General features: G+C 73.0%; 8 protein-coding genes. 4 read left to right on the plus strand and 4 right to left on the minus strand.

Annotated elements, in window-relative coordinates:
- From ABT160_RS45770 to ABT160_RS45785, 4 genes are all read right to left on the minus strand, one after another.
- Window positions 1-340: HAD family hydrolase (locus tag ABT160_RS45770; protein WP_502984421.1), on the minus strand; the 340-nt coding region annotated here is incomplete at its 3' end.
- 32 nt (window positions 341-372) lie between these two features.
- The gene (gene gltX, locus ABT160_RS45775; RefSeq protein ID WP_351656030.1) at window positions 373-1,857 is read right to left on the minus strand and encodes a glutamate--tRNA ligase; all 1,485 of its coding nucleotides are present in this window, start codon (window positions 1,855-1,857) and stop codon (window positions 373-375) included.
- Window positions 1,850-2,635, minus strand: a complete 786-nt coding sequence (locus ABT160_RS45780; RefSeq protein WP_351656033.1) for a fumarylacetoacetate hydrolase family protein — start codon at window positions 2,633-2,635, stop codon at window positions 1,850-1,852. Before ABT160_RS45780 ends, gltX begins: the two co-directional genes overlap by 8 nt.
- Before the next feature lie 80 nt (window positions 2,636-2,715).
- On the minus strand, window positions 2,716-2,901 hold the full coding sequence (locus ABT160_RS45785) for a hypothetical protein (protein WP_351656035.1): 186 nt from the start codon (window positions 2,899-2,901) through the stop codon (window positions 2,716-2,718).
- A gap of 579 nt (window positions 2,902-3,480) precedes the next feature.
- Between ABT160_RS45785 and ABT160_RS45790 the strand changes: the two genes are divergently transcribed.
- The 4 genes from ABT160_RS45790 to ABT160_RS45805 form a co-directional block, all read left to right on the plus strand.
- The gene (locus ABT160_RS45790) at window positions 3,481-7,086 is read left to right on the plus strand and encodes a sensor histidine kinase (protein WP_351656038.1); all 3,606 of its coding nucleotides are present in this window, start codon (window positions 3,481-3,483) and stop codon (window positions 7,084-7,086) included.
- A gap of 9 nt (window positions 7,087-7,095) precedes the next feature.
- The gene (locus ABT160_RS45795; protein WP_030753456.1) at window positions 7,096-7,509 is read left to right on the plus strand and encodes a roadblock/LC7 domain-containing protein; all 414 of its coding nucleotides are present in this window, start codon (window positions 7,096-7,098) and stop codon (window positions 7,507-7,509) included.
- A gap of 133 nt (window positions 7,510-7,642) precedes the next feature.
- The gene (locus ABT160_RS45800; protein ID WP_351656040.1) at window positions 7,643-8,044 is read left to right on the plus strand and encodes a DUF742 domain-containing protein; all 402 of its coding nucleotides are present in this window, start codon (window positions 7,643-7,645) and stop codon (window positions 8,042-8,044) included.
- On the plus strand, window positions 8,025-8,371 hold a 347-nt coding region (locus ABT160_RS45805; RefSeq protein ID WP_351656043.1), incomplete at its 3' end, for a GTP-binding protein. The genes ABT160_RS45800 and ABT160_RS45805, both read left to right, overlap by 20 nt.

An 8,371-nucleotide genomic window follows, 5' to 3' on the forward strand; every position in this document is an offset into this window, starting at 1 on the left:
GGTCGAGCACGGGCACCGCGTCGGGGAAGAGCTGCCAGGCGGCCTCGTAGCGGACCACGTGGCTCTCGAACCAGGCGTCCGCCTCGGCGTCGTCCAGGGCCCGGCCGGTGAACTCCCTGACCCGGTCGCGGCGCTGCCCCTGGAAGTCGGTCTCCCCCGCGGCCTGGCGCTCCCAGTGCCGGTGGGTGATCTCCCGCCAGCGCAGGAGGGCCTGCTCGACGGAGTCGTATCCGTCGGGCAGGCCCTCGTGGCTGAGCAGCTCGCGCAGTGCGGCGCGGTCGGCGCCGGTGTAGTCGAAGATCGTGTCGTCTACGTCCCACAGGACGGCGCGGATCGCCATGGCTCCAGGGTAGGGCCCGGAGCCGGGGCGGGTCAGGCGGTCAGCCGGGCCAGTGCGGCGTCGATGCGGGCCAGGGTGCGCTCCTTGCCCAGGACCTCCAGGGACTCGAAGAGCGGCAGGCCGACCGTGCGGCCGGTGACCGCGACGCGGACCGGGGCCTGCGCCTTGCCGAGCTTGAGGCCGTGCTCCTCGCCCGCGGCCAGGACCGCGTCCTTCAGCGACTCCGGCGAGGTCCAGTCCGCGGCGTCCAGCTTGGCGCGGGCGGTGCGCAGCAGGGCGTCGGAGCCCTCCTTCATGGCCTTGGTCCAGGACGCCTCGTCCTGGACCGGCTCCTTCAGGAAGAGGAAGTCGACGTTGGCCGTGATGTCGGAGAGCACGGTCAGCCGGGTCTGGGCGTGCGGGGCGATCGCCTCCCAGGCCGCGCGGTCGAAGTCCTCGGGGGCCCAGTTGGCGTGCGGGGCGGTCAGCCAGGGCTCGCAGGCGGCGGCGAACGCCTTCACGTCCAGCATGCGGATGTGGTCGGCGTTGATCGACTCGGCCTTCTTCAGGTCGAAGCGGGCCGGGTTGGCGTTGACGTCCGCGAGGTCGAACTTCTCCACCATCTGCTCGATGCTGAAGATGTCCTGGTCGGCGGAGAAGGACCAGCCGAGCAGGGAGAGGTAGTTCAGCAGGCCCTCGGGCAGGAAGCCGCGCTCGCGGTAGAGGTTGAGCGAGGCCTGCGGGTCGCGCTTGGAGAGCTTCTTGTTGCCCTCGCCCATCACGTACGGCAGGTGGCCGAACTGGGGGACGGCCTTGGCCACGCCCAGCTCGATCAGCGCGCGGTAGAGCGCGATCTGGCGGGGGGTGGAGGAGAGCAGGTCCTCGCCGCGCAGGACGTGGGTGATCTCCATCAGGGCGTCGTCGACCGGGTTGACCAGGGTGTACAGCGGGGCGCCGTTGGCGCGCACGATGCCGTAGTCGGTGACGTTCTCGGCCTGGACGGTGATCTCGCCGCGCACCAGGTCGGTGAAGGTGGTGGCCTCGTCGGGCATCCGGAAGCGCACGATGTGGCTGCGGCCCTCGGCCTCGTACGCCTGCTTGCGCTCGGCGCTCAGGTCGCGGCAGTGGCCGTCGTAGCCGGACGGCTTGCCGGCGGCGCGGGCGGCCTCGCGGCGCGCGTCGAGCTCCTCGGTGGTGCAGTAGCAGGGGTACGCGTACCCGCCGTCGAGCAGCTTCGCGGCGATGTCGCGGTAGGTGTCCATGCGCTGCGACTGGCGGTAGGGCGCGTGCGGGCCGCCGACCTCGGGGCCCTCGTCCCAGCTGAAGCCGAGCCAGCGCATCGCGTCGAGCAGCTGCTCGTAGGACTCCTCGGAGTCGCGGGCGGCGTCGGTGTCCTCGATGCGGAAGACGAAGGTGCCGCCGTGGTGGCGGGCGTAGGCCCAGTTGAACAGGGCGGTGCGCACCAGGCCCACGTGGGGGTTGCCGGTGGGCGAGGGGCAGAAACGGACACGGACTGCAGGGGCGGATGCGCTAGCCACGCTTGACAACCTTGTTGGTGAGAGTGCCGATGCCTTCGATGGTGACGGCGACCTCGTCGCCGACGTTGAGGGGGCCGACCCCGGCGGGCGTGCCGGTGAGGATGACGTCGCCGGGCAGCAGGGTCATGGCCTCGCTGACGTGGACGATCAGGTCCTCGATGGAGCGGACCATGTCGCTGGTGCGGCCGAGCTGGCGCTGTTGGCCGTTGACCGTGCACTGGATGGCGAGGTCGGAGGGGTCCAGGTCGGTCTCCACCCAGGGGCCCAGCGGGCAGGAGGTGTCGAAGCCCTTGGCCCTGGCCCACTGCTTCTCGCGCCGCTGGACGTCGCGGGCGGTGACGTCGTTGGCGCAGGTGTAGCCGAAGATGACGTCCTTGACGCGCTCGCGGGGGACCTCGCGGCACATGCGGCCGATGACCACGGCCAGCTCGGCCTCGTGGTGCAGCTCGCTGGAGAAGGACGGGTACTCGATGGCGTCGCCGGGGCCGGTCACCGAGGTGGTGGGCTTGAAGAAGGCGACGGGGACGTCGGGGACCTCGTTGCCGAGCTCGGCCGCGTGCTCCGCGTAGTTCCGGCCGATGCCGACGACCTTGTTGGGGAGCACCGGCGGCAGGAGCCGCACCTTGCTGAGCGGGACCTTGGTGCCGCTGAGCTCGAAGTCGGTGTAGGGGATGCCCTTGATGATGTCGAGGACGAGGTCACCGGAGCCGGTGTTTCCGTCGCCCTCCACCGCGCCGAAGGCGACGTTGCCGTCGATGGAGAACCTGGCGATGCGCACGGGTGCCTCGCGCCCCTCTTTCCGCTGCTGGAGTCTGACGCTCCAGGCTAACGCGGTACGGGGCGCGGGCCCGCCGGTGGCTACTCCGCGACGGCGGCCGGCTCCGGAGCGTGCATCAGGACGGTGCGGCGCGGGTTGGCCGTGGCGCCCGGCAGCTCGACGGCGTGCTCCGGGGTGGCGCCCCGCTCCAGCTGCTCGGCGTCGGCGAGGTGTGCGAGCGTGGTGCGGCGGGGGTTGGCAATGTTGCGGAACATCGTCGTCTTCATCGGCTGGTTCGACCTTGTCGTGATTCGGGGGCGCGCGACGCACGCCGGTTGACGGAAGTGCCATCCCTGTAAAGCGTCAGGCTAAACATCCGATTCCCTTGGAATGCCTGGAACAGGCAACGATCGAGGTGTGAGTTTGGTCACCGTTCGTCGCTCATTTCCGGCATTCCTGGCGCCGTCCGGGGGCCCATCAAAGGGACATTACGTACGTGAACCCGCCATTCCGCTCCTGATCATGGCGACTGGGACACGCCGGGGGCCTTGCTGGATCGTATGGAAAAGTCCGTTTTCTCCATGATCACCTTCTACGTCTCGTGACCCGCCGCTCACGTCGCGTCACCCGCCCCCGGGCGCCCTCCACGGCCCTTGTTGGAGATCCGCCACTGTGCTGGAATTCCACGCACCGCCGCCGGGTTGAAGGCCGGCGCGCAGGGGGCGCGACGCAGCGCCGAGTGGCGGCGGAATTGGGGGAAGCGCCGGTCGCTCACAGACCATCAGGGGGCGCACTCGCGCCCCACGACGCCGACACCGTCCCGCCGTTCGCGCGGGGGGACGCCTGGTCCAGAGGTTGCGACGCTAGTGCAGGGACGTTTCAAGAGGGATGGCGCGGGGCGTCCCCAGGCCCGCCAGGGCCAGGGGGAGGCCGCGGCCGAGCAGGAGCCGCTCGGCGGCACCGACCGCTCCGCCGCACAGCACGCCCAGGGCTCCGGCCAGCAGGCCGCGTCCGACGCCGACCGCGCGGCGCGCGGCTCCGGCGCCGCGCCCGCGACCCCCGAGCAGCCGGCCGCCCCCAAGCCCGCCGGGCCGTCGTCGTACGGCTCGCGAATAGCCATGCGCAACTGGCGCATCTCCACGCGTCTGGTGTCCCTGCTGGCGCTCCCCGTCGCCGCCGCCACCGTCCTCGGCGGCCTGCGCATCCAGCAGTCCCTGGACGACATGGCGCAGCTGGACCACATCCAGCTGCTGACCAACCTCACCAAGGAGGCGACGGACCTCGCGCAGGCGCTCCAGGAGGAGCGCGACCTGACCGCGGGGCCGCTCGCCAACGGCGCCCCCGACAGCGACTACAAGGTCGTCGAGCCCCGCAAGGCCACCGACCGCGCCCAGGAGGCCTTCCTCAAGGCCACCGACGCGATCGGTGACACCGAGGGCGACGACACGCTGTCCAGCATCCGGACGAACGTCAACCAGATCGCCACCGACGTCAACCAGATCCGGGCCATCCGCCAGCAGGCCTACGACCGCGAGCAGGACGGCACCAAGCTGTCCAACTCGGTCACCGTCGAGGGCTACAGCCGCATCATCGAGGGCCTGCTGAGCCTGTCCCAGGACATGGCGCAGGCCACCAGCAACCCGGAGATGATCAAGCGGACCCGGGCGCTCGCCGCGTTCTCCGCCGCCAAGGAGTACGCCTCCATCCAGCGCGCGATCATCGCCGCGGCCCTGCCGCCCACCGACTCCCGCCAGGGCCACCTCGCCCCCGAGGACCAGCTGTACGGCAACAGCGCCCGGCTCAACGAGGGCGCGAAGATGACCGCCTTCCGGGCCATCTACGAGTCGTCCGGCGGCAACGCCGAGGAGCTGACCGCGGCCCTGGACGGCGGCGGCAACCCGTCCATCGACGCGGCCAACTCCTACGCGGCCCGCGTGCTCGGCGGCCCCTACGGCCTGGACTCCTCCAGCACCCGGCGCGGCTACCTGGACTGGACCGACGAGGACGACACCAAGATCCAGGCCATGAAGACCATCGAGCTGGCGCTGCTCGGCGAGATGGAGTCCAAGGCCCGTGAGCTGCGCAGCGACTCGCAGCGCGACGCGCTGCTCAACGGTGCGCTGGTCCTGATCGTGCTCGGCGTCTCGCTGGTCGGCGCGTTCGTCATGGCCCGCTCCATGATCCGCTCGCTGCGCCGGCTGCAGGACACCGCGACCAAGGTCGCCCAGGACCGGCTGCCCGAGCTCGTCAAGCAGCTCTCGGAGTCGGACCCGCAGGACGTCGACACCTCCGTGGAGTCCGTCGGCGTGCACTCGCGCGACGAGATCGGCCAGGTGGCCTCGGCCTTCGACGACGTGCACCGCGAGGCGGTCCGCCTCGCCGCCGAGCAGGCCCTGCTGCGGGGCAACGTCAACGCGATGTTCACCAACCTCTCGCGCCGCTCCCAGGGCCTCATCCAGCGCCAGCTCTCGCTCATCTCCGAGCTGGAGTCCCGCGAGGCCGACCCGGACCAGCTGGCCTCCCTGTTCAAGCTGGACCACCTCGCGACCCGCATGCGCCGCAACGGCGAGAACCTCCTCGTCCTCGCGGGCGAGGAGCCCGGCCGCCGCTGGACCCGCCCGGTCCCGCTGGTCGACGTGCTGCGCGCCGCCGCCTCCGAGGTGGAGCAGTACGAGCGCATCGAACTGGCCCAGGTGCCGGCCACCGAAGTGGCCGGACGCGTGGTCAACGACCTCGTGCACCTGCTCGCCGAGCTGCTGGAGAACGCCACCTCGTTCTCCTCCCCGCAGACCAAGGTGCGCGTCACCGGCCACGCCCTGCCCGACGGCCGCGTGCTCGTCGAGATCCACGACACCGGCATCGGCCTCTCCCCCGAGGACCTGGCCGCGATCAACGAGCGGCTGGCGTCGCCGCCCACCGTGGACGTCTCGGTCTCGCGCCGCATGGGCCTGTTCGTGGTCGGCCGCCTGTCGCTGCGCCACGGCATCCGCATCCAGCTGCGCCCCTCCGACTCCGGCGGTACGACCGCGCTCGTCATGCTCCCCGTGGACGTGGCCCAGGGCGGGCGCAAGCCGGCCCCGCCGGTGCCCGGCGCGGGCGCCGGCCAGAACGCGGTGCCCGGCGGCCAGCCGAACCAGGGCAACCGGCTCCCCGGCGGCCCGGGCGGCGCACCGCGCCCCCAGTCCCCCGGCCAGCAGCCGCACCAGGGCGGCGGCCCGCAGGGCGGACGCCCGGTCGGCCCTGCGCCCCAGCGCGGCCAGGTCGGCGCGGGCCAGGCCCCGCGCGCGGCGCTGCCCGCCCGCGACGGCGGCCCCCAGGCGGGTCCCGGCCCGCAGGGCTCCCCGGGCGCCCCACAGCGCCCGCAGGGCGCCGGCGGTCTGGCCGGCGCGTTCAGCGGCGCGGCCGCCGGTCGCGGCCCGCTGGGCAACTCCGCCATCCCCTCGCGCACCGACGTCTGGCAGAACGGCGCCCAGGCGTCGGAGCAGTCGGGCCAGGTGCCCGGCCGCGAGCCGCAGCGCCCGGCCGGTCCCGACGCGCGCAGGCTGCCGCCCGGCGGCGGGCCGCGCGCCGAGCTGCCGGGGGGCACCCCGCAGCCGCAGCACCCCCAGCAGCCCCACCCCCAGCAGCCGCAGCCGCCGCAGGGCCCGTCCTGGGGCGCCGAGGCGCCGCGCGGGCACGAGGAGCCGGAGAGCACCGGCCAGTTCGCCCGGATGCGGGACGAGCGGCCGGGCGCCGGCGACACGGCCCAGTTCGCCCGCCCCGACTACGACGCGCCGCGCCCCGACGCGCGGCCGTACGGCCAGGACCCGGCGTCCACCGGGCAGTTCGCCCGCCCCGGCTTCGGGGCGCCGCAGCCGCAGGCCCCGCAGCCCGGCCCGGCGCCGCGCCGCCGCGAGCAGCAGCCGCAGGACTTCGGCGCACCGCGCCCGCAGGTCGGCAGCCTGCCCGCGCAGCCGCAGCCCGAGGCGCTGCCGCCCGCGCAGGACCCGGGCGACGGCCGTACGCCGCTGTACGACACGCTGGAGACCAACTGGTTCAGGACCGAGCAGCAGGGCGGCCCCCAGCAGCCGGCCCCGCAGCAGCGGCCCGACCAGACGCAGCCGGTCCCGGTCGTGCCGCAGCAGCCCGCGGGCGAGCGGCCCGCCCCGGCGGCGCCGCAGCACCAGGCGGGGCAGGGCCCCAACTGGCGGCCCTCCCCCAACGACGACCTGGGGCGCCAGGCCGAGCGGGTGCGCAAGCCCGCGGCGGGCGGCGTCACCACCTCCGGTCTGCCCCGCCGGGTCCCGCGCGCCAACCTGGTGGCGGGGACCGCGCAGGAGCAGCAGCACCAGGCCGGTCCGCAGGTCTCGCGCGCGCCCGACGACGTGCGCGGCCGACTGACCAATCTCCGACGGGGCATCCAGCAGGGCCGCCAGGCAGGCGGCAACACTGGCAGCTTCAACCTCGGCCCCACTCACCAGCAGGAGCGTTAGTTGAGCCCGATGAGCCAGGCGGCGCAGAATCTGAACTGGTTGATCACCAACTTCGTGGACAACACCCCCGGGGTGTCCCACACGGTGGTGGTCTCCGCCGATGGCCTCCTGCTGGCCATGTCCGAGGGCTTCCCCCGCGACCGTGCCGACCAGCTGGCCGCCGTCGCGTCGGGACTGACTTCGCTGACGGCCGGGGCGTCGCGGATCTTCGAGGGCGGCCCGGTCAACCAGACCGTGGTCGAGATGGAGCGGGGCTTCCTCTTCATCATGTCCGTCTCCGACGGCTCCTCGCTGGCCGTGCTGGCCCACCCGGAGTGCGACATCGGCCTGGTGGGCTACGAGATGGCCCTGCTGGTCGACCGGGCGGGCACCGTCCTGACCCCGGACCTGCGCGCCGAGCTCCAGGGGAGCCTGCTCCACTAGCGCTCGCGCGGTGCGCCCCTCCGTACCGCTCCCGCCCGCACAGCCCACACCGCCCATCCGTCAGGCCGCACCGGCCCCCCACCGGCCCATCCAGACGGCACGCACGCACCTTGCTGTCACGCCCGGAGGATTCATGACCCCGCCACCCGCCTCTCACGATCCGTACGGCGTCGACGCCGGCTACGGCATCGAGGGCGACCAGCCGCTGGTCCGTCCGTACGCCATGACCGGCGGCCGGACGCGGCCCCGCTACCAGCTCGCCATCGAGGCGCTGGTGAGCACGACCGCCGACCCGGCGCACCTGTCCGGGCTGCTCCCCGAGCACCAGCGGATCTGCCACCTGTGCCGCGAGGTCAAGTCGGTGGCCGAGGTCTCGGCGCTGCTGCAGATGCCGCTCGGCGTGGCGCGGATCCTGGTGGCCGACCTGGCGGAGGCGGGCATGGTGGCCATCCACCAGCCGGGCAATGGAGAGGCCGGCGGCACGCCGGACGTGACGCTGCTCGAAAGGGTGCTCAGTGGACTTCGCAAGCTCTGACGGCGGGGCCACCCGGTCGACGACCAGCGCGAAGATCGTGGTGGCGGGCGGCTTCGGCGTGGGCAAGACCACGTTCGTGGGCGCGGTGTCGGAGATCAACCCGCTGCGTACGGAGGCCGTGATGACCTCCGCGTCGGCGGGGATCGACGACCTCACCCACACCGGCGACAAGACCACCACCACGGTCGCCATGGACTTCGGCCGCATCACCCTGGACCAGGACCTGATCCTCTACCTGTTCGGCACCCCCGGCCAGGACCGCTTCTGGTTCATGTGGGACGACCTCGTCCGCGGCGCCATCGGCGCCGTCGTCCTCGTAGACACCCG

It is taken from the genome of Streptomyces sp. NPDC001941 (genome assembly GCF_040296945.1).
GTDB lineage: Bacteria > Actinomycetota > Actinomycetes > Streptomycetales > Streptomycetaceae > Streptomyces.